Origin of the sequence: Streptomyces sp. NPDC060027 (assembly GCF_042737005.1) — a bacterium.
Taxonomy (GTDB): domain Bacteria; phylum Actinomycetota; class Actinomycetes; order Streptomycetales; family Streptomycetaceae; genus Streptomyces.
In genome coordinates, this window is the sequence record NZ_JBHWVI010000137.1 from 914 (window position 1) to 23,625 (window position 22,712).

Annotated in this window: 20 protein-coding genes, 1 tRNA gene and 1 pseudogene; 12 read left to right on the forward strand and 10 right to left on the reverse strand. The window is 73.1% G+C overall.

Going from position 1 to position 22,712, the window contains the following annotated elements; translation table 11 throughout:
• Window positions 1–95 precede the first annotated feature (95 nt).
• Complete coding sequence (locus ACFWBT_RS28255) at window positions 96–1,034, reverse strand: alpha/beta hydrolase (protein WP_385705416.1); 939 nt, start codon at window positions 1,032–1,034, stop codon at window positions 96–98.
• A 261-nt stretch (window positions 1,035–1,295) separates the two neighbouring features.
• A complete protein-coding gene (locus ACFWBT_RS28260) occupies window positions 1,296–2,021 on the reverse strand; it encodes a TetR/AcrR family transcriptional regulator (RefSeq protein ID WP_385705418.1) in 726 nt (241 codons plus the stop codon).
• Between the two features lie 139 nt (window positions 2,022–2,160).
• Here ACFWBT_RS28260 and ACFWBT_RS28265 point away from each other — a divergent pair, with 139 nt between their 5' ends.
• Window positions 2,161–4,425, forward strand: coding sequence for an MMPL family transporter (locus tag ACFWBT_RS28265; RefSeq protein ID WP_385705420.1), 2,265 nt, complete (start codon window positions 2,161–2,163; stop codon window positions 4,423–4,425).
• On the opposite strand, the gene ACFWBT_RS28270 is transcribed toward ACFWBT_RS28265, so the two are convergent.
• A complete protein-coding gene (locus tag ACFWBT_RS28270; protein WP_385705421.1) occupies window positions 4,408–4,833 on the reverse strand; it encodes an ATP-binding protein in 426 nt (141 codons plus the stop codon). The two genes, ACFWBT_RS28265 and ACFWBT_RS28270, sit on opposite strands and share 18 nt — an antisense overlap.
• A 242-nt stretch (window positions 4,834–5,075) precedes the next feature.
• On the opposite strand from ACFWBT_RS28270, the gene ACFWBT_RS28275 reads away from it, so the two are divergent.
• Window positions 5,076–5,957 (forward strand): helix-turn-helix domain-containing protein, encoded by an 882-nt coding sequence (locus ACFWBT_RS28275; RefSeq protein ID WP_385705423.1) that lies wholly within the window; start codon window positions 5,076–5,078, stop codon window positions 5,955–5,957.
• Between the two features lie 14 nt (window positions 5,958–5,971).
• Window positions 5,972–6,175, forward strand: coding sequence for a DUF397 domain-containing protein (locus tag ACFWBT_RS28280; RefSeq protein ID WP_385705425.1), 204 nt, complete (start codon window positions 5,972–5,974; stop codon window positions 6,173–6,175).
• Between the two features lie 228 nt (window positions 6,176–6,403).
• Here the strand turns inward: ACFWBT_RS28280 and ACFWBT_RS28285 are convergent, their stop codons facing one another.
• The 3 genes from ACFWBT_RS28285 to ACFWBT_RS28295 all read right to left on the reverse strand — a co-directional run bounded on the left by ACFWBT_RS28285 (window position 6,404) and on the right by ACFWBT_RS28295 (window position 10,315).
• Window positions 6,404–7,891, reverse strand: coding sequence for a cellulose binding domain-containing protein (locus ACFWBT_RS28285; RefSeq protein WP_385705427.1), 1,488 nt, complete (start codon window positions 7,889–7,891; stop codon window positions 6,404–6,406).
• 346 nt (window positions 7,892–8,237) lie between these two features.
• A complete protein-coding gene (locus tag ACFWBT_RS28290; protein ID WP_385705429.1) occupies window positions 8,238–9,614 on the reverse strand; it encodes a sensor histidine kinase in 1,377 nt (458 codons plus the stop codon).
• Window positions 9,611–10,315 (reverse strand): response regulator transcription factor, encoded by a 705-nt coding sequence (locus tag ACFWBT_RS28295; protein WP_385705431.1) that lies wholly within the window; start codon window positions 10,313–10,315, stop codon window positions 9,611–9,613. The genes ACFWBT_RS28290 and ACFWBT_RS28295 overlap by 4 nt, the downstream gene beginning before the upstream one ends.
• A gap of 156 nt (window positions 10,316–10,471) precedes the next feature.
• Between ACFWBT_RS28295 and ACFWBT_RS28300 the strand changes: the two genes are divergently transcribed.
• Window positions 10,472–11,014: a hypothetical protein gene (locus tag ACFWBT_RS28300; protein ID WP_385705433.1), complete on the forward strand. Its 543-nt coding sequence runs from the start codon at window positions 10,472–10,474 to the stop codon at window positions 11,012–11,014.
• A gap of 132 nt (window positions 11,015–11,146) precedes the next feature.
• Here the strand turns inward: ACFWBT_RS28300 and ACFWBT_RS28305 are convergent, their stop codons facing one another.
• Both ACFWBT_RS28305 and ACFWBT_RS28310 read right to left on the reverse strand, forming a co-directional pair.
• Window positions 11,147–12,052 carry a spermidine synthase gene (locus tag ACFWBT_RS28305; protein WP_385705435.1) on the reverse strand — a complete coding sequence of 302 codons (906 nt, stop codon included), beginning with the start codon at window positions 12,050–12,052 and terminating at the stop codon, window positions 11,147–11,149.
• Between the two features lie 198 nt (window positions 12,053–12,250).
• Complete coding sequence (locus tag ACFWBT_RS28310) at window positions 12,251–12,688, reverse strand: hypothetical protein (RefSeq protein ID WP_385705437.1); 438 nt, start codon at window positions 12,686–12,688, stop codon at window positions 12,251–12,253.
• A 299-nt stretch (window positions 12,689–12,987) separates the two neighbouring features.
• Between ACFWBT_RS28310 and ACFWBT_RS28315 the strand changes: the two genes are divergently transcribed.
• A complete protein-coding gene (locus ACFWBT_RS28315) occupies window positions 12,988–14,547 on the forward strand; it encodes a hypothetical protein (protein WP_385705439.1) in 1,560 nt (519 codons plus the stop codon).
• Window positions 14,548–14,566: 19 nt separating this feature from the next.
• Here ACFWBT_RS28315 and ACFWBT_RS28320 read toward each other — a convergent pair whose 3' ends face one another.
• The gene (locus ACFWBT_RS28320; RefSeq protein ID WP_385705441.1) at window positions 14,567–15,163 is read right to left on the reverse strand and encodes a histidine phosphatase family protein; all 597 of its coding nucleotides are present in this window, start codon (window positions 15,161–15,163) and stop codon (window positions 14,567–14,569) included.
• Between the two features lie 251 nt (window positions 15,164–15,414).
• Here ACFWBT_RS28320 and ACFWBT_RS28325 point away from each other — a divergent pair, with 251 nt between their 5' ends.
• From ACFWBT_RS28325 to ACFWBT_RS28355, 7 genes are all read left to right on the forward strand, one after another.
• Entirely contained in the window at window positions 15,415–16,416 is a 1,002-nt protein-coding gene (locus ACFWBT_RS28325; protein WP_385705443.1) for a phosphatase PAP2 family protein, read from the forward strand.
• Complete coding sequence (locus ACFWBT_RS28330) at window positions 16,367–17,611, forward strand: hypothetical protein (protein ID WP_385705444.1); 1,245 nt, start codon at window positions 16,367–16,369, stop codon at window positions 17,609–17,611. Before ACFWBT_RS28325 ends, ACFWBT_RS28330 begins: the two co-directional genes overlap by 50 nt.
• Window positions 17,602–19,197 carry a hypothetical protein gene (locus tag ACFWBT_RS28335; RefSeq protein ID WP_385705446.1) on the forward strand — a complete coding sequence of 532 codons (1,596 nt, stop codon included), beginning with the start codon at window positions 17,602–17,604 and terminating at the stop codon, window positions 19,195–19,197. Before ACFWBT_RS28330 ends, ACFWBT_RS28335 begins: the two co-directional genes overlap by 10 nt.
• On the forward strand, window positions 19,194–20,528 hold the full coding sequence (locus ACFWBT_RS28340; protein WP_385705448.1) for an AAA domain-containing protein: 1,335 nt from the start codon (window positions 19,194–19,196) through the stop codon (window positions 20,526–20,528). Before ACFWBT_RS28335 ends, ACFWBT_RS28340 begins: the two co-directional genes overlap by 4 nt.
• A 143-nt stretch (window positions 20,529–20,671) precedes the next feature.
• On the forward strand, window positions 20,672–21,049 hold the full coding sequence (locus ACFWBT_RS28345) for a hypothetical protein (protein ID WP_351122406.1): 378 nt from the start codon (window positions 20,672–20,674) through the stop codon (window positions 21,047–21,049).
• 212 nt (window positions 21,050–21,261) lie between these two features.
• A complete protein-coding gene (locus ACFWBT_RS28350) occupies window positions 21,262–21,969 on the forward strand; it encodes a bifunctional DNA primase/polymerase (protein WP_385705450.1) in 708 nt (235 codons plus the stop codon).
• Window positions 21,960–22,033, forward strand: a tRNA-Lys gene (locus ACFWBT_RS28355). The genes ACFWBT_RS28350 and ACFWBT_RS28355 overlap by 10 nt, the downstream gene beginning before the upstream one ends.
• A 188-nt stretch (window positions 22,034–22,221) precedes the next feature.
• On the opposite strand, the pseudogene ACFWBT_RS28360 reads toward ACFWBT_RS28355, so the two are convergent.
• Window positions 22,222–22,712, reverse strand: a pseudogene (locus tag ACFWBT_RS28360) (peptidase M6); the annotation flags it as partial.

The following is a 22,712-nucleotide window of genomic DNA, read 5'->3' on the forward strand; positions in this document are numbered from 1 at the left end:
GGGCGCGGGCTCCCCCGTCGGGCGGGCGGGCCGCCCCCCCCCGCAACTCTTCCACCATCGCGTAGAGCCGAGTCGTGCGGTTCACGCTGCCGACGCTACCCTCCCGCGGTGGACAGGAAGTCCCGCTCGCGCCGCAGTTCCCGCTCGGTGATGGTCAGGGGGAACAGGGTGAAGCCGTGCATCGCGCCGGCGACGACACCGAGCCGCACCGGCGCACCTGACGCCTGCCAGCGTCGGGCCAGGAACAGCGAGTCGTCCAGGAGCGGATCCTCGGTGCCGACGACGATTCGGGCGGGCGGCAAGCCCGCCAGGTCGGCGAACAGCGGTGAGACTTCGGGATCGCGGCGCTGTTCCGGCCCCATGTCCGGCGTGAACAGCTCATAACTGCCGCGCAGCGTTTCGGTGTTGCTCAGCAGTCGCTTTGATCCGAACAATCGCTGGCTCGGTGTCATCGACAGGTCGTAGGGGCCGAACAGCAGGTGGGCGGCCCGGAACGCGCCGGTGACGCCGTGCCGGTCGCGAAGGCGCAGCAGCGTCAGGACACTCAGGTGGGCACCGGCCGACTCGCCGCCGATCAGAAGCCGTTGAGTGCCGAACTCGGCTGCGGCATGGTCCACCAGCCATCGGGCGGCGGCTTCGCAGTCGTCGGGCCCGGCCGGGAACGGATGTTCCGGCGCGAGGCGGTACTCCACGCCGACCACGGCCAGCCGTGCCTGCTCGGCGAGCCCCCACAGCCTCTCGTCCTGCCCGTCCGCGGAGCCGAACGCCCAGCCGCCTCCGTGGATGTGCAGGTACACGCCGTCGACGTGGTCGGGTACGAACACGCGGACTTTCACCCCGCCCGCGAGGACGCGGTCCCGGCCCTGCGGCAGTCTCACCGGTGGCGTGTCACCGGCGAGCCGGTTGCGCCGCAGGGCGGCCAGCAGGGCCGCGTCCGGCGCCCCTTCGCGCGCCGGGCGGCTCGCAGCGGCGGCGGCGAAGCGCTCGTTGAACCTCAGGGTCTCGGCTAGGCAGTCCTCGTCCGTGATCGTCATGCTGTCGACAGTCGCAGCCGTCCGCGACAACGTCCTGTCACCTTTTCCTGGTGAGCTGAGTCACCAGAGCTGAGTCACGGACCTGCCGCATCGCCTGTCGCACCAGCCTGCCCCGCTGTCCGTACGAGCGCGCATCGCACCCGGCCGGTGGCGGCGCCCGGCTGCCGGTCACACCCCCGGGACAGTCCCCGGGCCTGCCCGACGACGCGGCGAGGTGCGGTGCCGGGCGCCGCGGGCCCGGCGGGAAGGGGCGGACAGGTCCTAGCGGATGAGTCCCGCGACGATCGTGGTCAGGGTCCGCTCCACCACCGCGTCGCGCTGGTCCGGGGGCAGGAGGGCCAGTGGGCCGTCGAGGATGAGCAGGGACAGGCCGTGCACGGTCGCCCAGGCGGCCGCCTCGGCGGCGGGACGGTTCTCCGGCCGCATCCGGCCCGTCGCGACCAGGGCGTCGAGGGTGTCGCTGAGTTCCCTGAACGCGGCGAACTCGGCACCCGCGTCGGGCACTTCGAGGCCGGTGAAGTCGTGCTCCGCCGCCGCCGCGGTGCGGCAGAAGGCGGTGCGGTAGAGGCCGGGGTGCTCGATCGCGAAGCGGAGGTAACCACGCCCGACGGCCTCGGTCCTGCGCACCGCCGCCTCGCCCGGGTCGTCGGATGCGGGCAGGGCGCGTACGGCCGCTTTCATCGAGGCGGCGAGCGCCTGCTGGCCGTGGGTCTTCACCTCCTCCAGCAGTTCCCCCTGGCCCTCGAAGTGGCGGTAGGCGGCGGTGGGTGACACGCCGACGCTGCGGGCGGCCTCCCGCAGCACGACCCGCTCGGGGCCGCCCTCCTTCGCGAGTTCGACCGCGGCCTCGATCAGGGCGTTGCGGAGATCGCCGTGGTGGTACCGCGACTTGCCGCCACCGGACCGCGTACGGGCACCCGCTCTCCCCCGGTCGTCCGCGCCCGCGTCACCGCCGGTGTCCGCTCTGCCGCCCGTGATCGATTCCATGACTCCATCCTGCCCGAATCGGTGGTTCCGCCCGCACCCCCGTTCCGACCCCTCGCCCTGCCTCCGCTTCGAAGTTGACGCCGTTAACATCTTATGCCATCGTCGATGTTAACGGCGTAAACATTCGGAGGCGATCACCGTGTTCGACCGCATCGCGCAGCTGGCCCTCCATCGGAGCCGGCTCCTGCTCAGCCTCACCGTGGTGACCGTGGTCGCCATGGCCGCCGTCGGACTCGGGGCGTTCGGCAAGCTCCAGAGCGGTGGCTTCGAAGATCCGAGCGCGCCCTCGGCCCGCGCGCAGGCCGTCATCGACGCGAAGTTCGGCGGCGAGAGCAACCTCGTCCTGCTCGCACGGTCCGACGACGGCGGGGCCGTCGGCTCCCCCGCCGCGGAGCACGCCGGGCGCGACCTGGCCTCCCGGCTCAAAGCCGAGCCCGCCCTGTCGAACGTGATCTCGTACTGGGACACCGGCGCCTCCGCGCTGACCTCCCGGGACGGGAAGCAGGCCCTCGTGCTGGCCCACGTCAAGGGTGACGAGACCGAGCGGGGCGACAACGCGTCGGCGGTCATCGACCGGTACACCGGCGACCGGAACGGGCTGACCGTACGGGCGGGTGGCGAAGCCGCGGTCGGTGACGAGGTGCCCACCCAGGTCGCCAAGGATCTCGCGGTGGCCGAGTCCATCGCCGTACCGCTGATCCTCGTCCTGCTGGTGATCGCCTTCGGCAGCGTCGTCGCGGCACTGCTCCCGCTGGTCATCGGGCTGATCGCGATCGTCGGCACGTTCGCCGAGCTCTACGTCCTGGGCAGCCTCACGAGCGTGTCGGTGTTCTCGATCAACCTCACCACGGCGCTGGGCCTGGGCCTCGGCATCGACTACGCGCTGCTCATGATCAGCCGGTTCCGCGAGCATCTCGCTGAGGGGGCCGAGGTCCCGGACGCCCTGCGGCACACGGTCCGCACCGCCGGACGCACCATCACCTTCTCCGCCGCGACCGTCGCCGCCGCGCTCGCCGCGCTGCTGGTCTTCCCGCAGTTCTTCCTGCGCTCCTTCGCCTACGCGGGCATCGGCGTGGTGGTCGTCGCCGCCCTGAGCGCGCTGCTGGTCATGCCGGCCCTGCTCGCCGTACTGGGCCACCGCGTCAACAAGGGCCGTCTGCCCTGGGCGAAGACGGTGCGCAGCGCCGAGGCCCCGTTGTGGGCCCGGCTCTCCCGCACGGTCATGCGCAGGCCCGCCCTGACCGCGCTCCCCGTCCTGGCCGTCCTGCTGCTCGCGGCCTCCCCGCTGCTCGGCGTCACCTTCGGCACCCCCGACGAACGGGTCCTGCCCGAGAGCGCGCAGAGCCGGCAGGTCGCCACCGCCGTACAGAGCGACTTCACCGGCAGCGACGAGTCGGCGGTGCAGATCGTGACGACCGGTCCGGTGTCACCCCGCGAGCTGAGCGCGTACGCGGCCACGCTCTCGCGGCTCGACGGCGCGGCCCGCATCGAGACCTCCGCCGGCACCTACACCGACGGCCGGTCCGGTCCGCCCGGGCCCGCCGCCGCCGCGCTCGGCCGCCCCGACGCCCAGCGGATCACCGTCGTCACGGGCCTGACCCCCAAGTCGGACGAGGCCCAGGACCTGGTCGAGGCCGTACGGGCCGTCGACGTACCCGGCACGAGCGAGGCGCTGGTCGGCGGCAGAGACGCCCGGCTGGTCGACTCCAAGTCCTCGATCGCGGACCGGCTCCCGGCCGCCATCGGCCTGGTGGCGGGCAGCACCTTCCTGATCCTGTTCCTCTTCACCGGCAGCGTGGTCCAGCCGCTGCGCGCCCTGGTCCTCAACGCGGTCAGCCTCACCGCGGCCATCGGCGTCATGGTGTGGATCTTCCAGGACGGTCATCTGTCCTCCCCGCTCGGCTTCACGCCGCAGCCGATGGACACCTCGATGACCGTGCTGATGTTCTGCATCGCCTTCGGTCTGTCCATGGACTACGAGGTCTTCGTGACCAGCCGCATCAAGGAGCTCCACGACGCGGGCGCCGACACCGAGACCGCGGTCACCGACGGGCTCTCGCACACCGGACGGATCGTGACCATGGCCGCCGGGCTGCTCGCGGTGAGCTTCTTCGCCTTCGGCACGGCTCACGTCAGCTTCATCCAGATGTTCGGCCTCGGCAGCGGTCTGGCGATCCTGATCGACGCGGTGGCCGTACGAGGAGTGCTCGTCCCGGCCGCCATGCGGCTGCTGGGCCGTGCCGCCTGGTACGCGCCGAAGCCCCTGCGTGCCGTGCACGGACGGCTCGGCCTCAGCGAGGGCTCGTCCGCCGCGGACTCGCCCGAGGGCTCCCCCGTGGACAGGTCCGCGGACTCGCCCGAGGACAGGTCCGCCGACCCGGGACGGTCACCCGCCGAGGTCTGACCGTCCCAGCTCGAACCAGGTCGCCTTGCCCCGCCCAGGCCCGCGCCCGCACACGCCCCAGGCGTCGGCACCGTTCGAGATGAGCTGCATCCCCCGGCCCCCCTCTTCATCGGGGCCGGGGATACGGAGGTCGGGAAGGCCGGGCGCCTCGTCGTGGACGAGGACACGCAGGCGACGGGGGCCGGCCCAGCCCGCGTGCAGGGTGACGGGGGTCGGGCGGCCCCGGCCGGCGGAGGCCTTGATGGCGTTCGTGACCGCCTCGGAGGTCAGGAGCACCGCGATGTCGGTGAGCTCGGGCCGGTGGGACACGGCCAGAAGGGTGCGAACGGTGTCCCGGGCGGCGCGGACCCAGACGGGGTGGGGCGGGAAGACGAGGGAGACATCGGTGGGGCGTCGTTGATCCTCCATCGGAGGGGGCTCCTTCGGGTTGCGCGCGGCCGCGGTGAACCAGGCCCCGGTTCCTCAACTCCGTTGAGTCCGGGCGCACTTCCGCGGGAGCGCGGGGGCGAGGTGGATCGCCTCGACCGTAGGGAAATGTTTTCCTCCGACGCAAGCATCTCCCGCCGATGTCACCCACGTGAGTGACGTGGCGACGGGTCGGCGACCGGCGGACGCCGAGATCGGCAGACTTCTCCGCGAGGAGGTCGGCCATGGCACCCAGGAGCAACCCGAGCGAGCGCCAGCGCAGGCTCGGGGCGGAGCTGCGCGGACTGCGCGTCCGCGCCGGGCTCTCCGGCGAGCGCGCGGCGGCCATCCTCGGCGCGGACCGCGCCCGCGTCAGCAACATCGAGACGGGACGCATCGATGTCTCGCGCAACCGCCTCCACAAGGTCCTCCAGGAGTACGGCTGTCCGCCCGGGGCCTACTTCGACGGGCTGATGGCGATGGCCCAGGAGAACGGCAAGGGCTGGTGGGACGAGTTCAACGACACGATCGGGCCGGGGGCCCGGGACCTGGCGGAACTGGAATCCCGGTCGACGGTGCTGCGGACGCACGAGCCCCTGGTGATCCCCGGGATGCTCCAGACCGAGGAATACGCCCGCGCGGTCCTGGAGGCCACCGAGCGGGACCGACGGCGCGCCCACCGCTACGCCGAGTTCCGCCTGGCCCGGCAGCGCGTGCTCACCGGCGGCTCACCGGTGACGTACCGGGCCGTCATCCACGAAGCCGCGCTGCACACCCAGGTGGGCGGCGCCGCGGTCATGCGTCGGCAGCTGCTGCGGCTGATGGAGATCTCGCGGCTGCCCAACGTCGCCGTACAGGTGTACCCGTTCGAGGCGGGGATCTACTCGGCGCACTCCCAGTCGTTCGTCCTCCACGGGAGCACCGCACCCGAACTGGACACGGTCTACCTGGAACACCCGACGCACTCCCTCTTCCTCCGGGACGCGAACCATCTCGATCAGTACACGAAGATGTTCGAGCGGCTGTCGGAGCTGGCGCTGGCGCCGGTCGACCCCGAGTCGACACCGGAGTCGCACGCGTCCCGTGACTCACTGAGCCTGGTCCAGCACGTCATGTACGCCCTGTGAAAGGAACCTCCCGCATGCCCCGACTCATCTGGCAGAAGTCCTCGTTCAGCACGGGCGGCGAGGGCAACTGCGTGGAACTGGCGGCAGCGGTGTCCGGTCGTATCCACCTCCGCGAGAGCGACCGGCCGGGCGACATCGCCACGTCCACCCCCACCGCCCTGGCCGGCCTGCTCCACATGCTCAAGGACGGCTCCTGGGGGCCCGGCCAGGACCGGTGAGCAGGGGTCCGGGCCGTGTCCGGGAGGTGTTCACCGGACACGGCCCAGGTCTTCGGCCCGCTACGACGCCCCGGCCGGGTGGGGGGTGGAGGGATCCGGCCGGGGCGCGCAACCCCCGTTTCGCGATGGCTGGTCGGGCCCGTCGGGCTGCTCTAGCCGCTCGGGCTTTCGCACCTGCTGGGCTGATGGGGCTGATGGGGCCGATGGGGCCGCTTGAGCTGGTACGGGCTACTTGAAGGCGCCGAACGCCTTCGAGAAGGCGCCGTCGCTCTGGACGATGGAGCTGCAGACCGCGTCGGCGGAGTTCTTGGCGCCGCCGGCGCACTGCTTGTCACGGGTGGCGGACCACATGGAGAGCCAGCCGATGCCCTTGGACTGCGCGAAGCTCACCAGCTGCGAGGCGTCGTCGACCTTGAAGACCTCGGACGCGACGTCGTTGACGCCGATCATCGGGGTGATGGCCACGGACTTCCACGCGGCGCTGTCGGAGAGGCCGAGGACACTCTTGACCTGCGCCTGCGTGGCGGTCGCGGCCTGCTCGGCGTAGGTGCCCATGTCACCGCTGTACGCGGGGCCGTAGTCCATCGCCATGATGTTCACGGTGTTGATCCTCACGCCGTTGGACTTGGCGTTGGAGAGCAGGTTCACGCCGTCCTGGGTGAGGCCCTCCGGCATGACCGGCAGGGTGAAGGAGACGTCCAGGTCCGGGTGTTGCTGCTGGAGCTTGGCGATGGCCTTCGCGCGGGTCGTGTTCACGGCCGTGTTCGGCAGCGCGCCGCCCTCGATGTCGAAGTCGACCTTCGTGAGCTTGTAGGCGTCCACGGCCTTTCCGTACGCCGTCGCCAGCGCGTCGGCCGAGGAACAGGTCGTGGCCAGCTCCGTGCCGGAGGCTCCGCCGAAGGAGACCCGGACGTCGCCGCCCTTGGCGCGCAGCGCGCCGATCTGTGCCGCCACGGCGTCACTGGCGAGGTCGCTCACCCCGCCCCACTTCGGCGTGCAGCCGCCGCCGTCGGTGATGAACGCGAGGTTGTAGTTCTTCACGCCGGTGGCGTCGGCGGACTTGACCAGGTCGAAGGCCGGATAGAGGGAGGTGTCGACGTAGGGCGCGAAGCCCGCGCTCGTCGTCCCGCCGCTGCCGGAGCTCTGCGAGGGAGACGCGGTGGCGGTGGGCGTCGCGGTCGCGGTCGGCTTCGGGGTCGCGCTCTGCGAGGCGGTGGCGGTCGGGGTGGGCGTGGCCGTCGGAGTGGCGGAGTTCGTCGGACGGCCGCTCGGCTCGGGCGTCGCGCCGTCGTCCACCGAGCACGTGGTGCTGTCGATGAGACAGCCCGTGGGGTTCGCGGTGCCGTTCACGACGAAGCCGACGGTGACGGATTCTCCGGCCGCCAGACCGTCCTTGTCCCAGGACGGGGGCTTCACGGTGACGTGCTGCCCGCTGACATTCGACGTCGCGTTCCACAGCGAGCTGAGCTTGTTGCCCGACGGCAGGTCGAACTCCAGCGTCCAGTCCGCCTTCGTCCGGTCCGTGTCGTTGGTGACGACGTACTGCGCGGTGTAACCCGTGGACCAGTCACTGGTCCTCGTGTACGCGGCACCGACGCTCGCCGCCTGCGCGGTACCGGTGAACAGGAGGGCGCCACCACCGACCACGGCCGCCGCGACGACGCCGCCTATCGCCTTGTTCCTGCCACTGACCTTGCGCCGGTGCGTACTGCTCATCGCGTGCCTGCCTTCGCGGATTCACGGGGGTTCGCTGGGGACGTCCCAGGGAGTGCGGCATCACGCTAGCGATCCGGAATCGGTCAAACCGGTTCATCCGGACGGAGGTCGAGGATCTTAGGGTGCGCTTAAGGAAGGCATCGGGAGCGGTTAAAGGTCGAGACCAATGTGGGCGGATTGGCGCCCCGCGGACCACGCGGAAGCGGACCACGCGGAAGCGGACCACGCAAACCACGCGGACGCCGACTCGGCTCAGCCCGCGTCCCGTCGGACCGGACCCCCGGGCTCGCTGACACCCACGCCGCGCTTCCGGCGTCGCGGATCGGCGCGTGCCGCCTCCACGGGCTCAGCTCACGCCCGCGCCACGCCTCCGGCGTCGTACGCTGCCCCGGTGCCCGCGCCGGACCGGTGCCCTTCCGTCCAGCTGGATCCAGATACGCACCTCGGTTCCGCCCAGCACGGAGGACCCTATCCGTACGTCCCCGCCCGTCGACTCCGCGAGCCGGCGCACGATGTCCAGGCCGAGGCCCGTCGACCCGTCGCTGCCCGAGCCCCGTCCACGCGCCATCGCGGCGACCGGGTCCACGATTCCCGGGCCGGCGTCCGACACCAGCATGATCACGGCGTCCTCGGCGTTGTGGACGTCGACCGCGAAGGCCGTGCCCTCGGAGGTGTGGCGGAAGACATTGCCCAGGAGGGCGTCGAGCGCGGCGGCGAGGTCGGCGCGGGCCACGGGTATGCGGACCGGCCGGTCCACACCGGCCACCCGCACCTTGCGGCCCTCGTCCTCCGCGAGCGCCGACCAGAAGTCCATGCGCTCACGGACGACTTCGGACGCGTCGCACCCGGCGCCGACGCGGATCGCCGCGGTCTGCGGCTTGGCCTCCCGTGCCGTCCGGATGATCGTGTCGACCTCGCGCTCCAGCTGCGCGACGGCGGCCCGGGTCTGCTCGGCGGCCGGCCCGTCGCCGAGCGAGGCGGTGTTGAGGCGGAGCACGGTCAGCGGGGTACGCAGGCGGTGCGAGAGGTCCGCGGCCAGTTCCCGCTCGTTGGCGAGCAGTTGGACGACCTGGTCGGCCATGGAGTTGAAGGCGACGGCGGCCAGCCGCAGTTCGGTCGGCCCTTCCTCGGGCACACGGGAGCCCAGCTGCCCTTCGCCCAGTTCGTGCGCGCTCTCGGCGAGACGCTGCGCGGGCTGCACCATCCGCACGCCCAGCCGGTCGGCGACCGCGACGGAGCCGATGACGAGGGCGACGCCGACCGCGGCGAGGACCGCCCACGCCGTCCCGACGCCGTTGCTGACCTCGGCCTCGGGGACGTACACCTCGACGACCGCGATCTCGCCGGAGCTGAGCGCGATGGGCTGGAGCAGCGTGGAGCCGCCGGGCACCTCCGTGGTGGAGGCCCGGCCCAGCCTGCGGGTCATGGCGATGTCCTTGCCCGCGGCGCGCCGCTTGCCGATCTCGACCGCGGGACTGCCGTCGGCGGCGGGTATGTGCACGCCCATCCCCGCGTCCGAGCCGGCCGAGGCGACGACGCGCTCCAGCTCGTCCCGGTCGGTGGTGATGGAGAGCGCGGGCGCGACGGCGGCGGCCTCCCGCTCGGCGTTCGAGAACGCCCGGTCCCGCGCCATCTCCTTGATCACCAGACCGAGCGGGACCGCGAAGGCGACCACGACCATCGTCGTCACCGCCACGCACACCTTGACCAGCGCCCACCTCATAGCGGCCCCTCCGCTCTCGGCGGTTCCAGCTTCACGCCGACGCCCCGCAGGGTGTGCAGATAGCGCGGTCGCGCCGCCGTCTCCCCCAACTTCCGGCGCAGCCAGGACAGATGGACGTCGATGGTCTGGTCGTCGCCGTACGCCTGCTGCCAGACCTCGGCGAGCAGTTCCTTGCGCGGCACGACGACGCCGGGGCGTCCGGCCAGGAAGGCGAGCAGGTCGAACTCGCGCCGGGTGAGGTCGAGTCGTACGCCGTCCAGTTCCGCCTGGCGGCGCAGCGGGTCGATGGCGAGCCCGCCGACGCGGATGACCGTCGACGGAGGCGCGTCGCCCGCGCTCGTGCGCGCACGGCGCAGCACCGCCGCCATCCGCGCGGACAGGTGCTCGACCGAGAACGGCTTGGTCAGGTAGTCGTCCGCGCCGTCGTTCAGCAGTCGGACGATCTCCGCCTCGTCGTCCCGCGCGGTGGCGATGATCACCGGGACGTCGGTGATCCCGCGCAGCATCTTCAGCGCCTCGGACCCGTCCAGATCGGGCAGTCCGAGGTCGAGGATCACGACGTCGAAGGAGAAATGGGCGACCTCGCGCAGCGCCTCCAGGGCGGTGCCGACGCTGCGCACGATGTGCGCGGCCTCGGTCAGATGCCGGATGAGGGCCGAGCGTACGAACTGATCGTCCTCGACAACGAGCACACTTGCCATGGGCGGCACCGTACGCCATCCGGGCAATGCCGTCCGGTGCCTGTGGACAACCCCCGACGGGCGCCTGTGGACAATCCCGGCCCGCCCGCTGTGGACAACTCGGCCCCGGGCAGGGCCATGAGACACCGGTGGGGCTCGTGGTGCAGTATGGCCGCGATGCGCAGAGGACTCGTACACGTACTCGCGTGGTCGCTCGCCACGGGCGCGGCGGTCACGCTGTCGTGGTGGGGTGTCCACACCGTGATGACGGGGACCGCGTACGACCCGCCGCGGGCCCTGCCCATCACGGCCGCCGGGGCGACGACGCAGGAGTCGAAACCACTGGCGTCCTCGACGCGGCGGGCCGAGCCGTCCAGGAGCGCGTCGAACAGGCCTTCCACGAGCGCGAAGCCGAGCACGACACCCTCGCGCACCGCGTCCCCGAGCAGCGGCCCCTCGGCGGCGGCCCCGACGTCGGCGGCCTCCCCGCCGCCCTCCGGACAGGTCAAGAGCTACGACACCGACGGCGGCCGGGTGGTCTTCGACATCGGCAGCGCCTACGCGACGCTGGTGTCCGCGACGCCGAACACGAGCTGGTCGATGCAGGTGTGGAAGACGGAGTCGTGGATCCGCGTGGAGTTCACCTCGGGCGCGGACCGGGTCTCGGTGTTCTGCACATGGCACGACGGGCCGCCGCACGTGGAGATCGGGACGTACTGACCTCGGGCTGTACTGGCCTCGGGCCGTACCGACCTCGGGCCGTACCGACCGCCGGACGCGGCGGACGCGCGGTCCCGCGGACGGCCCCGTGGACACGGCCGATGCAGGCGGCCGGGGTGTGCTGACGCCGGGTCAGCGGAACACCGACGGTGGCGGTGCCGGTGACGCCACCGCCACCGCGTCCGTGACCGGGGACGCGCCGCCCGTGAAGTCCAGGAGTTCCCTGCCGTGTTCGACCCGGGCGGGATGCGGGTCGGAGGCGGCGCGGCGGGTCAGTTCGGCGATCGGCAGCGGCCGGCCGGAGGCGACGAGGACCGCGTTCCCGAAGCGTTTGCCGCGCAGCACCGTCGGGTCGGCGACCAGGGCGAGTTCGGGGAAGACGGCGGCCACGGTGGCGATCTGGCCCCGGAGATGGGCGAGCGGGGGTCCGTCGGCGAGGTTCGCCGCGTAGATCCCGGAGTCCTTCACCGCCCGGCGGACCTCCGCGACGAACTCGACGGACGTCAGGTGGGCCGGTGTGCGCGCGCCGCTGAACACGTCCGCGACGACCAGGTCCGCCCAGCCGTCGGGCACCTTGGCGAGACCCTCCCGGGCGTCCGTGGAACGCACCCTGATCCGGGCGTTCGGATCCAACGGAAGTTCCCGGCGCACCAGTTGCACGAGGGCCGCGTCGCGTTCGACGACCTGCTGGGTGGACCGGGAGCGGGTCGCGGCGGTGTAGCGGGCGAGGGTCATGGCGCCGCCGCCGAGGTGCACGGCGTGCACGGGCTTGCCGGGCGGGGCGACGAGGTCGATGACATGGCCGAGGCGGCGCTGGTACTCGAAGCTCAGAAAGGAGGGGTCGTCGAGGTCGACGTGGGACTGCGGGGCACCGTCGATGAGCAGGGTCCAGGCGCGCGCCCGGTCGCGGTCGGGCAGCAGCTCGGCGAGCCCGCCGTCGACGGCCTCGACGACCGCCTCGGCCGCCGCCTGCCCGCGCCGCCCGCCCCGCCCCGTGTCGCGGCCGTCGTCCGCCCGCTGATTCTTCGCCCTCGCCATCCCGCCATTATCGGGGCGCGGGGGCGGCTCGGCTCAGCGACCGCTCGCCAGGGCTCCCCGACGGGCGAGGACAGGGTTCACCGGCGCCTTCCCGAGGCCCGATCCCGTCACCCAGGGCATCGATGAGGGCGGTCACCGGCCGCCGCCGATGTCCACCGGGTCACCGCCCGACGCTCGCCGGGTCACCGCCCGGCGAGCTCACCGGCAGCCGTCCGCCGCCTCGATCAGCCGTGCCGCCTCTCCCAGCGCGGCCCGCAGCACCGCCGGGTCGGTCGCGAGATCCGCCTCACCGGGCGGGAGCAGCCAGTCCGAGCCTTCGACCGGGGGCTCGGGGGCCGTCCGCAGGCCTCGGCCGTCGGTCTGGGTACAGGTGCTGCCGGGAACGTCCCAGGCGTCGGCGGTGCCGGGCGGCACCAGGAAGCCGAGGGTGTCGCAGCCGTCGTCGTGCAGGACGGGCCCCACGGCCTCGCCCGCGCCACGGCGCAGGATGTCGACCGCCTCCAGTCCCTGGCGTGCGGGAACGGTCACCAGCTCGCACTCGGTGACCGGCCGCAGCGGGACGCCGCTCTCCTTGGACGGTCCGTGCTGCGCGGTCGACGGCGGTGTACGGAACTCGATGCTCTGTCTGGTCTGCATCCCGGCCTCCAACGGAACCCCTCCTCATGACGAGTGGGTCGGGAGTTCGGGCGGCTCCCGGTCCACCCGGTTCAACGCGGCAGGACGTCAACGGCTACGGCGAAACTCCGCCACAAAGGATGGCAGTTCATGGCAGATCGTGGATGAGATATCCGGTTTGTAGCCAAACCGAGCGTGGTGGCGTTGTCACAGCGGGTACGTTCTTGCCCCGCCGGAAGCAGGGCACCTACTGGGCACAACCCGGTCAACTCGCCCCGCTTTCCGGCATGGTTCGACGGTTCGCAAGAGAGGGCCCGGCCATGGCGTCGTCAACGGTGACCTCGTCCCCGTCCCCCCGGCCACCGCGGCCGAATCTCGCTTTCCGGCGGTTGCGCGGCCAGCGCTCCCCGGGCGAGTTCGCCGCGGCGGTGCGGCGGGCCGCGCGCGAGATCGGCGAGCGGGTCAGCTGCGACGCGCGCTACATCGGGCGCGTCGAGGCGGGCGAGATCCGCTGTCCCAACTACGCGTACGAGCGGGTGTTCCTGCACATGTTCCCCGGCCGCACGCTGACCGACCTCGGTTTCGCTCCCCGCTCATGGGTACGCGGACGCGGGGCGCGCGAGATGGACGAGGCACCCCTCACGCACTCCACGAGCCCTTCGCATGCCCCCTCTGAGACGGGCGGGGCGTGCGAGACGTATGAGACGCCGGACCCGCATCACCTCCCGACGCCGTACACCGCGCACCATCCGCACGACCCGCACGACCCGCTCGATCCGCTTGATCCGTACGACCCGCACCGCTCGTGCGACCCGTACGACCCGTACGAGAAACGCGATCAGAACCACGAGGAGAGCGACGTGCAGCGTCGCGCATTCATGACGGGAGGCACCGCCACCGTGGCGGCTGCCTCGATGGGACCTTTCGCGGGTGCCTTCGGCGGCAGCGCCGCGGCCGCCGAACGACGCGTCCACCGGGCGGGTACGTCCGAGGCGGGCACCCTCGAAGAGGCCGTCCGCAAGATCCGGCTGCTCGACGACCGGCACGGGGCCGACGGGCTCTACCGGCGCGCGGCGGCACCGCTGCGCACCGCGTACGCGCTGCTCGACGCGGGCACCACCCGGCAGGCCACCGCCGACCGGCTGTACGCCGGCGCGGGCGAACTGGCCATCTCGGTGGGATGGCTGGCACACGACTCCGGGCGCTTCGACGACGCGCGCTCGCACTACGCGGAGGCCCTCGCGACCGCCCGGATGGCGGGCGACCCGGGCCTGGAGGCCCATGCCTTCTGCAACACGGCGTTCCTGGCGCGCGACGCGGGGCGCCCCCGCGAGGCCGTGCGCGCGGCCCAGGCGGCACAGCGCGCCGCGCGGCCCCTGGGCTCCCCGCGCCTGCTCTCGCTGCTCGCGCTGCGCGAGGCGGGCGGCTGGGCCGGGCTCGCCGACCGCAAGGGGTGCGAGCAGGCGATGGCGCGCGCGCAGGCCCTCTACGAGCGGGGTCCTTCGGAGACGGACCCCGAGTGGATGACCTTCTACGGAGAGGCGGAACTGGAGGGTCTTGAGGCGCAGTGCTGGTCGACGCTGGGCGACTGGCCCCGGGCGGCCCGCCACGCACGCCGCGCCGCCCACCTCCAGGACCCGCATTTCACCCGCAACATCGCCCTGTACACCGCGGAACTCGCCGACGACCTGGCCCGTGGCGGCCGCCCCGACGAGGCCGCCGCCGCCGGTCTGCGCGTCCTGGACCTGCTGAACGAGGTCCAGTCCTCCCGCATCCAGATCATGCTCGCCGCGACGGCCCGCGTTCTGCTCCCGCACCGCAGGGCCTCGGGCGTCTCCGCGTTCCTCGACCGCCACGCGAGCCTGCCGCGCACGGCGTGAGGGTGCCGTGAAACGCCGGTCAGGCGCTCAGGTGCCCGCAGTCGTTCCAGACCTCGATCGCGGGCTCCTCGTAGGCCCAGCCGAGCACCGACAGAGAGGTCGGGTTGAGGCGGATGCGGGCCGCGAAGTCCAGCGGCAGGCCCAGCCAGCGGGCGCCTATGGAACGCAGGATGTGGCCGTGCGCGAAGATCAGGAGATCGCGGTCCGCCGAGCGCGCCCATGAGACGACCTCGTCCGCGCGCGCGGTGACCTGCTCCAGCGTCTCCCCCTCGGGGACCCCGTCGCTCCAGATGAACCAGCCCGGGCGGATCCCCTGGATCTCCGCCGGGGTCATGCCCTCGTAGGCGCCGTAGTCCCACTCCATGAGGGCGTCCCAGGTGGTCGCGCGCTCCCCGAAACCGGCGAGTTCGCAGGTGTCCCGCGCGCGCGAGAGCGGGCTGGTGCGCACCTCGACACCGGAGAGCCCGTCGAAGGGCGCCCGGTGGAGCCGCTCGCCCAGCAGCTTGGCGCCGCGCCGGCCCTCTTCCAGGAGCGGGATGTCGGTCCTGCCGGTGTGCTTTCCGGACAGCGACCAGTCCGTCTGTCCGTGCCGGGCCAGCAGGATGCGCGGTGCCATGAAGAGGAGCCTTTCCGGAACGGGCGGCACGAGTGAGGGGTCGGCTCACTCGATGACGACTGAGGAGTGGGTCACTCCATCATCGCTCACCCCCGCCCGGGGCAACCCGGGGGGCGATCTCCGCGTCTTTGAGGACCGGGGGCGCCCCGTCGGGGCATTCGCGTTCATCGTAAAATCCGGTTGGCCACGGACCGTCGTCAGCAGACTGCGTACTGTCGGGCCACCACAAACAGATGGGGGAGGGCGATCGGATGCCGCAGACCGACGCACCGCGTACCGAAGCGGCGCCACGCGCCCGGTTGCGCCGGTGGACGGAGCTGCGCGCGTCCACGGCGGCGACCGCCCGGCTCCGCTGGTGGACCGAGCTCCCGCTGATCCTGCTCGTGTACGCGTCGTACTCGGCGGGCCGGCTGCTCGCCCGGGGCGACACCGCCGGCGCGGTCGGTCACGGCCTCGACATCCTGCGCATCGAGAAGGTCCTCTACCTCAACGCGGAACATCCGCTGAACCGGCTGTTCACGCGTCAGGCCTGGCTGGGCGTCCCCGCCGACTTCTGGTACGCGTCGCTGCACTACCTGGTGACGCCCGCGATCCTGATCTGGCTCTTCCGCTCCCGGACCGTGCGCTACCGCGCGGCCCGCACCTGGCTGATGACCTCCACCTTCCTGGGCCTGATCGGCTTCACCCTGCTGCCGACCTGCCCGCCCCGGCTGCTGTCGTCCGGCCACGGCTTCGTCGACACGATGGCCCAGTACAGCGACTACGGCTGGTGGGGCGGCGAGGCGAGCGCGCCGCGCGGTCTGGGCGGGATGACGAACCAGTACGCGGCGATGCCGAGCCTGCACGTGGGCTGGGCGCTGTGGTGCGGAGTGATGCTGTGGCGCCACGGCCGCACGCCCGCCGCCAAGGTCGCCGGTGTCGTCTATCCGCTGGTCACCACGATCGTCGTGATGGGCACGGCCAACCACTACTTCCTGGACGCCGTCGCGGGCGCCGCGGTCATGGGTGCCGGACTGCTGCTGACCCCGTTCGTGATGCGGACGGCGAACCGCCTGCGGACGTACCTGGCGGTCCGCGCCCCCTGGGTCGCGGGTGCCTCCCGGGGCGAGGGTTCCGCGATTGTCAGTGCGGGATGCCAGACTTCCACGGGTGAACGAATTCCCCGACAGCGCGAGTCCCGAACCGGGCCGGGAGCCGAACCGGGTGCCTCTCCCACGGACGCGGGGGACGGCGCTGCGGCAGCAGCTCGCTGAGCTGCGCGGTCCGGACGTCGCACCGAAGGCGCTCGACGCGCGCGCCCTCGCGGCGCTCGCCGCCAACCCCGGGTGCGACCGCCGCGCCCTGCTGGACGGCGCGGGTGTCGACAAGGCGAAGCTGGCGAGCGCGCTCGGCGCGCCGTCCGCGTTCGGGATGTCGCAGTTCGCGTTCATGCGAGGCAACGCGTTCGAGGCGCGGGTCAAGGCCGACGGCGGTGCCGAGCTGCTGCGGCTGGTGCACGAGAAGCTGGACCCCGGCGCCGAACCGCCGGGCTCGGGTGCGGTGCCCGACCTGAGCGCGGTCGGCCCCGAGGGACGCGCGAAGCGCACGGAGCTGGCGCTGCGCGAGGCCACCGAGGCCGGCTCCTGGACCTTGCTCGACCACCCCATGCTCGCCCTGGACGTCGCGGGCTCCGCCGCGTTCCTGGAGCCGGACGCGGTGGTCGTGCACCCGGACGGCGACTGGACGGTCGTCGAGATCAAGTCGTTCCCCATGCTGGACGGTTCGGCCGACCCGGCCAAGGTGGGCGCCGCCGCCCGGCAGTCCGCGGTGTACGTCCTCGCCCTGGAGGAGGTCGCCGCCCGCCTCGATCCCGCCCCCGCGGTCCGCCACCGCGTCCTCCTGGTCTGCCCCAAGGACTTCTCCAACCTTCCGACCGCCTCGGCCGTCGACGTCCGCAAGCAGCGGGCGGTCACCCGCCGCCAGCTCGACCGGCTCACCCGCGTCGAGGACATCGCGGCCGCCCTCCCCGAGGGCAGCTGCTTCTCCCCCGGCCTTCCCGCCGAGGAGCTGATCACCGCCGTCGAGGCGGTCCCCGCGACCTACGCGCCCGAGTGCCTGTCCGCCTGCGAGCTGGCCTTCCACTGCCGCGCCCGTTCGCGCGCCGAGGGCGCGGTGACGTCCCTGGGCCGCTCGCTGCGCGCGGAGCTGGGCGGTCTGACGACCGTCACGGACGTACTGGCGGCGGCGCACGGGGAGGCCGGCGACCCCGGGGACCCGGCCGTCGCGGCGCTCAGGAGAGCGGCGCTGCTGCGGGCGGAGGCCCTGAGCGGCACGGTTCCGGAGGCCCGCGCCGGGAAGGCCGGGGTGCCGCAGAGCCAGGCGTCCGGCACCGCGGGGCCGGTGGGCGGCGACGTCCCGGGGCCGGTGGGCGGCGTCCCGGGCGGACGGGAGGCGACCGCATGTCGCTGATCGCCACCCTCGCCCGGCTGGAGGCCGTCGAGAGCGGCCGGGCACAGCCCGCCGCCACCGTGCTCCACCGCCATCTCGCCGAGCGGCCGATGGTGTTCGTGCCGCTCACCACCGCCGGTGAGGCGGGAGCCCCGCTCGGCGCGCTGGTCGGCACGGACCGGGAGGCGCCCCGGCTGCTGGTCGTGCCGCAGCCCCGCGACCGCGACCTGCGCTTCGCGTTCCTCGCCGAGCTGGCGGACGTCGTCCTGCCGTACATCGACACATACGCGGACGTGGTCGAGGCGGCCGAGCGCAGCGAGACCGACCCGGAGACCGGCAAGCGCGTCAAGGTCGAGGTCGAGCTGTGCGCGGACGCGCCGCAGCTGATCGTGCCGGGCCGGGCGGGCATCGAGTTCGTCCGCCTCCTCGGGCGCTCCACGCGCTTTCGCCGCACCGCCGAGCAGGATCCCGAGACCCCGCATCCGGCGCCGCCCCGGGTGCCGTTGTTCGGGCGCTGGCTGACCCACTTCGGCGAGCGCGCCCGGGTGCCCGGCTCGGCCCTGCTCCTCGCCCTCACCGACGTCGTGTCCCGGCACTGGGCCACCGGGCAGAGCAGTCTGGAGGACCAGCACCTCGGCGCGCTGCTCGCCTGGATCGACCCGCCGGACGGGGAGCCGGGCGCCGAGGCCGCGGTGCGGGCCGAGCTCCGGCGGGACGCGGGGGGCCAGCTCGTCTGCCCGCCCGCCGGACCTGCCACCGATCCCGCCTTCGACAACCAGCTGCTGGCCCCCGCCATCGAGCGCTACGACCGCGCGCGCACGGCGCTGGCCGCCGCCGAGGACGGCATCGAGGCGGACGACCGGCTCGGCGAACTCACCGCCGCGGAGCGCGAGATCCGCGCTCTCGTCGAGCGCGTCGCACGGCCCACCTGGGACGCGGTCTGGCACGGGCTCGACCTGCTGCGCACGCTGCCGGAAGGGGCGCACGCCGCCGACCGGTGGACCCGCGACCGCTGGTCGTTCACCGGACACCGTGACCGGGTCGTGGCGGGCGAGCCGCCGCAGCCGCGCCGCGACGACGCGGTCACCGCCGCGAACAAACTGGCCACGCGCGAGCGCGAACAGGCCCGCCTGGAAGCCCAGGAGGCCCTGGACGACCCGCTGGTCATGGCGGGCCGGCGGCTCGCCGGGGAGGCGTTCGCGGGAGAGGTCACCGATGTCGTGATGGCGTACAGCGAGGGCAAGCGGCCGAGCCCCCGCCCGCTGGTGACCGTCCGCACGGACGACCGACCGCACCTGGGCGAACGGGCCAGGGTGTACCGCTCGCTGGGCGGGAAACCTCAGGCGGCGGAGTTCGTGGCGGCCGACGACGAGGGCGCGGCCCTGGTGCTGCGGATCGTCGACAAGATGGGGCGCGGCAAGGAACCCGAGTCCGGGTCCGTGCCGGAGAAGGGGGACCTCGTCTGCTTCACCCTCTTCGAGCACGAACAGCGGGGCGGCGCCAAGCTGCCCGACCCGGAGGAGACACCGTGGACGCACGGAGGGCCGCCGGGTGAGCCCGACGCCCTGCCGCTGCCGGACCCGGTGACCGAGGAGGACGTCCTGTGACCGCCGTCTTCGACCCGGGTGCCGAGGCCGGCCGCGCCACCGACGCGATCCTGCGCGACACCCTGCACGGCACCGACCGCGGCGTGGTGGTCGACTCGCCGCCGGGCGCCGGCAAGTCGACCCTCGTCGTCCGGGCCGCACTCGAACTGGCGGCCGCCGGGCGCCCGTTGATGGTGATCGCGCAGACCAACGCCCAGGTCGACGACCTGGTGCTGCGGCTCGCCGAGAAGGCCCCGGAGCTGCCCGTGGGGCGGCTGCACAGCAGCGACTCCGACCCGTACGACAAGGCGCTCGACGGTCTGGACCAGGTGCGCAAGTCGACGAAGGCGGCCGACCTGGCGGGCCTCGACGTCGTCATCTCCACCGCCGCGAAGTGGGCCCATGTCAAGGGCGTCGAGCCGTGGCGGCACGCGATCGTCGACGAGGCGTACCAGATGCGTTCGGACGCGCTGCTCGCCGTCGCCGGGCTCTTCGAGCGGGCGCTGTTCGTGGGCGATCCGGGGCAGTTGGACCCGTTCGCGATCGTCGGTTCGGAGCAGTGGGCGGGTCTGTCGTACGACCCGTCGGCGTCCGCGGTGACCACCCTGCTCGCGCACAATCCGCAGCTGCCGCAGCACCGGCTTCCGGTGTCCTGGCGGCTGCCCGCGTCGGCGGCGCCCCTGGTCTCGCACGCCTTCTATCCGTACACGCCGTTCCGCAGCGGCACCGGCCACGGCGACCGGCGGCTGAACTTCGGTGTCCCCTCGGACGGTTCGGGGACCGACCGGGTCATCGACGAGGCGGCCGAGTCCGGTTGGGGACTGCTGGAGCTGCCCGCCCGGCACACACCGCGTACGGACCCGGAGGCGGTGCGCGCGGTGGCCGAGGTCGTCCGGCGGCTGCTCGACCGGGGTGGCGCGGCCACCTCGGAGCGGGCGGAGGATCCGGTGCCGCTGACGGCCGACCGGATCGCCGTCGGCACGGCGCACCGGGACCAGGCCGCGGCCGTACGGGCGGCGCTGACCGCCCTCGGTGTCGCGGAGGTCACCGTCGACACGGCCAACCGGCTCCAGGGGCGGGAGTTCGACGTCACCGTCGTCCTGCATCCGCTGTCGGGGCGGCCGGACGCCACGGCGTTCCATCTGGAGACGGGGCGGCTGTGCGTTCTCGCGTCCCGGCACCGGCACGCGTGCATCGTGGTCTGCCGGGAAGGGGTCACCGAGCTGCTGGACGACCATCCGTCCACCGAGCCGGTACAGCTGGGAGTCACCGTGAAATTCCCGGACGGTTGGGAAGCCAATCACGCGGTGTTGTCCCATCTGGCGGAGCATCGGGTGGCGTGGCGGCCCTGAGCCCCGCTCCGGGCGCACCGGGCCGGCGGAATCCCGGCCGAGGGGGCGCACTCGGCCCTTCGGGCCCACTTGCGCGAGCGGGGGAGAATGGACGGTGGCCCTTTACCGAGAGGGGCCCCTGAACCGTACGAGGAGGAGAAGACATGGCGGAGCCCACGCCGCGTCGGAACGAACCGCGGCTACGCCCCGCGCCCCTGCTCTTCGAGCCCGCGGAAGCCGCGGGGGATCCGGAGCACTTCTTCGACCTGGAGTCGATCGACGATCCGCGCGCGCTGCTGGACCGGGCCACGGAGCTGACGCACGCCTTCCGCGCCGCCGCGGACCGGGCGGTCGAGTTCCAGGCCATCGCCGCCGCGCAGCTCGCCGATCCGCGCCGCTTCGACCGGCTGACCGCCGCCTCGATCGCCGAGCGGGCCGAGTGGACCGAGGACTACGCGAAGAAGATGGTCGAGTTCGGCCAGGACCTGCTTCGGGGCACGGAGGGCAACGGCCACGGTCACGGTGTGACCGACCCGATCTGACCCTCGCGCCCCGGGGCCGGGAGCGGCTCGGGACTGGGCGGAGGGAGGGTTCCGCCTCCGTCGTCCCATGCCCTCCCGTCCGTCGTCCCATGCCCTCCCGGCACCCGCGTGGCATATGCCAGCCGGGCAAGATACTCCACCTCAGCCGGTCCTGTCCCGGTTTCCGGCAACCCTCCGGGACCGGGCGCTCACCACGGGTAGATGTATTCGGCATGAGCAGCACACGGAACCCGGCAAGCACCACCCCCCACAGCCCCGGAGCGCCGTTTCCCGAGCGGCTGGACGTCTCGGGTGTCACTTCCGAGGGAGCCGCCTGGCTCGCCTCGGCGGGACCGTATCCGCGCAGCACGCTGGCCCTCTGGAGCGAGCGGCCGAGCGCCCCGGTCGTCCTGCCCTGCGGCAGCGCCTTCGACGTCGTCAGCGCGCCGGCGCTCTTCGGCCGGCGGATGCTCGACCGGCTCTGGGACGACGGACCGGGCTCGGGCCCGGTGGCGGCGTACCGCGGGCGGATGCTGTTGTTCGCCGCGCCCGGCACCGCCCAGCGGCTCCCCTCGCTGATGGAGTGGGAGGAGTGGGGCTCGGGCGCCGCCGCGGGGCGTGCGGCCGGGGAGCGCGCCGCCGCGGGGCGGGGCGGGCACGTGGGGCGGTGCCGGGAGGTGCCGCCGCTGCTCTGCCACGGCATGGGGGACGCGGTCACCGTGCCCGCCCTGAACGCCGGCGGCGGGCCGGATGCCGTCCGGTCCGATTCCCGCTGGCTGGTCGCCCCCGACACGCGGCAGCCCTGGCTTCCCGGCCCCGAGATCCTGCTCTGGGCGGCCGTACGGGCGGCCCGTGCCGCGGCGTCGGCGGCGGTGCGGATATCGATTTTTCCTCCCGCCGATCAGGATGCTAAGGTCTACGACGTCAGCAGGCGCCGCTAGCTCAGTTGGTTAGAGCAGCTGACTCTTAATCAGCGGGTCCGGGGTTCGAGTCCCTGGCGGCGCACGCCAACGAGAGCGGGATGATTCGCGGAAACGCGAGCATCCCGCTCTCGTCGTTTCCACACCCTTCCGCCCGCGTCGCACCCCTCCCGCGTCGCGCGCCCCTCCCCTTCGCGCGCCCCGCCCCCTCGCGCGGCCCGACGCCCGGGCCCCGCCCCCGTCTCCCCTCCCAGGGACCGGTGCCACACGGGCTCAGCCTGTCGTGATCTTCACCGTCCAGGATCCCGACACCGTCCGGTCCTCCACCTCGACGCGGACCTTCGCGCCCGGCACGGTGAAGCTCTCGCCGAGGCCCATCGGCGCGTCCGCCAGGGGCGGGTACACCGAGTCCTCCCAGCAGGCCTCGGTGCGGGGGTGGACGTCGAGGACCTGGATGGGACCGCTGCCCGACTCGGTCTCGCTGCGGACCCGGTAGACGAGGATGCCCTCCGTGCACGTCGCGTCGTCGTTGCCCGCCGAACCGCGTGCCTCGAAGGCGAGGGCGCTGTCCGGGCCCGTCTGGACCACCGCCAGCTTGGTGCCCCGGCCGGAGCCGAAGCCCTGCGAGCCGGAGAGGGCCGCGACGCCCACCCCGTTCGAGGACGTCGACCCGCCCGGGCCGCGCGAGGGTGCCCGGGGCCCGTACGTGGCGGCCTCCGGCCCGCGCGAGGACGCCAAGGGCCGGCGCCAGGACGCCCGCGGCC